We start from the raw sequence: 2,432 nt of genomic DNA, 5'->3' as shown, positions 1-2,432 counted from the left end.
AGTTGTCATCAATTGTCACAAAAGCTGACAAAAATCTCCAGAAGTGACAGAAAAGCTGACAATTTTCTCCACCCTCAAAAAAAAGAAGGTATGGCACAAAGGCACATACCTTCTTCGCACACTAGAGCGATATCAGGCTCCAGGAATGTTTTGACTTTCTGTTACTTTGTCGGATGTGTTTGATGAGGTGTTGTAATTGCGAACAAGCAACACACAGCCAAAAAAGATACCCGGGATTGCGATATATATAAATGGCGCCACACACGCGACCGCTATGCCCACAAACATACACCGCGCAATCCTGTTCTGCTTGCCATTCAGATATCCTTCAATGGCAACTGCCAGCGAAATTGCAGCGACAACACCGCCCATCAATGCCAAGGCAACTTGTAGCCCTGAACCTTCACCTATGATGGCCGGGTTCCAGATAAAGACGAATGGCAACAGGAAACCAACAGCAGCCAGCTTGACAGCGTCAAAGGCTATCTTGAAGGGGTCCTCCTCGGCAATGGCCGCGGCAGCCAAAGCCGCAACGGCAATTGGCGGGGTAAGAGCAGACAATATCGCGTAGTACAGAAGGAACATATGAGATTGAAGAAGGGGGTATCCCAACTTGGAAAGCGCAGGTCCGACCAGTACCGCGGCCAGAATATATGCGCTTGGTGTCGGCATGCCCAAGCCAAGGATGATGGTCACGAGAGCCGCAATCACTAGCGTGATAACCGGATCTGCACCACTGATGGTCATGATCACATTGGCAGCTTTCATGCCAAGACCGGTCATAGACAGACCGCCAATCACAAGACCAGCTGCCGCACAGGCACCCGCTACAGGCAGGATGCGAAGGGTTGTTTCGCCAAGACCCTCAATTACACGCCACAGGCTCATACGGGTTCTTGGTGAGCATGCTGCTGCAATCACCACAGACGCCGCACCTAAACCTGCCGTCATGGTTGGTGAATAACCAAGTGATAGAACCAAAACGATCACAGCCACAGGAACTACAAACATCCAGCCATTGATGACCGTTTGTTTCAACGTGGGAACGTCATCTGGATAAGCACGCAGATCACGCTTCACAGCACGGAGATGAACCTGGGAGAAGACACCCAGGTAATAAAGGAGGGCTGGAATAATCGCTGCGTAGACGACTTCCCTATACGCAAACCCGGTATACTCAGCGAGAATGAACGCTGCCGAACCCATGATGGGTGGCATTGCGCTACCCCCTGTTGAAGCTGCGACCTCGACCGCCCCCGCAAAGCGCGGAGAATAGCCAAGTCGCTTCATGATTGGGATTGTGATTGATCCGGTTGCGACAACATCAGACACCGGACTGCCGGAAATGGTTCCGTACATACCCGAAGAGATAACCGCAACTTTTGCTGGGCCGCCCGGACTTTTACCGGTAAGCGCTGCCGCAAGATTGAAAAAGAAGTCTCCGCCGCCAGCAAATGACAGCAAGGTCCCGAACAGTACAAACAGAAAAACGTAGCTGGCAACAACCTGGATTGGTACGCCAAATACACCATCTGTTGTAAAAATTAGAGCATCAAGAAGATAGCTATACTCTATCAAGCCATGCCCGAAGGGTGGCGGCAGCAAGTGTCCAAAAAGGTTGTAAGCCATAAAGCCTAGAACCACTATTGTCAGACCAGCGCCTGTTGTACGACGAGTAGCCTCTAGTGAGAGGAACAGCAAAGAAGAGCCAAAGAAGAACTGCAGGGGGGTGAGCTCTTCAAGCAGGGTAATCCTGCTGGATATGACATCAGCATTCCAAAGGAAGAATGCACCTGTCGCCAAGCTAAGTGCGCTGAGCCCCCAGTCGATGATTGTTGGCCGTTCGGCCGCGTTCGAACGCGATCCGATAACCAGAAACAGCATCGAAAAGAGACCGCTAAGAAACAAAATCCCGATGATCAGCGGATCGGAAATCACAAACAGGTTGCCATAGATCACACCCAGAGCAAACAGAGCTGCGATTACGATCAGGGTTTTGTGGGGTAAGGCCGCAAACTTACGTTTGCGGCCTGTGCTAACGAGTGACTTCATCATTTGAGAAGTCCTGCCTCACGATATGCTTTTTCCGCACCGGCGTGGAAGGGCATGACATCCTGGTCAACCATAAGCTCCGTGCTCAGCGACTTCATGGACCCATGAACAGCCTTGACTTCTTCGATATGATCTATCAAAGCCTTGGTCAGCGCATACCCGGTAGACTCAGGCAACTGGTCCGTGGTGACGAGAAGGGCGCCTAGAGCCGGAGTTTCGATATCGTCCGGCTGGTTGGTGTAGCTTCCTCCAGGGATGGTAAAGTTTTGCGTGCCAAAGCGCTCATTTGTTGCATCGATCACTGCCTGCGGAATGTCGAGAACAACGACGTCATTGTTTTCGTCAATTGCACGGAATGATGAATGCAGCACGAACACACC

2 protein-coding genes are annotated in these 2,432 nt (G+C 51.2%); both read right to left on the bottom strand.

The features are described from left to right. Window positions 1-132: 132 nt before the first annotated feature. Window positions 133-2,055 carry a TRAP transporter permease gene (locus tag WA429_RS20955; RefSeq protein ID WP_082817719.1) on the bottom strand — a complete coding sequence of 641 codons (1,923 nt, stop codon included), beginning with the start codon at window positions 2,053-2,055 and terminating at the stop codon, window positions 133-135. Next, a partial coding sequence (locus tag WA429_RS20950; RefSeq protein ID WP_336107870.1) for a TAXI family TRAP transporter solute-binding subunit occupies window positions 2,052-2,432 on the bottom strand: 381 nt, incomplete at its 5' end. The genes WA429_RS20950 and WA429_RS20955, both read right to left, overlap by 4 nt.

This window comes from Thalassospira sp. CH_XMU1420-2 (assembly GCF_037029325.1).
Taxonomy (GTDB): Bacteria; Pseudomonadota; Alphaproteobacteria; order Rhodospirillales; family Thalassospiraceae; genus Thalassospira; species Thalassospira povalilytica.
This window is presented reverse-complemented; position numbering and strand designations above follow the sequence as displayed.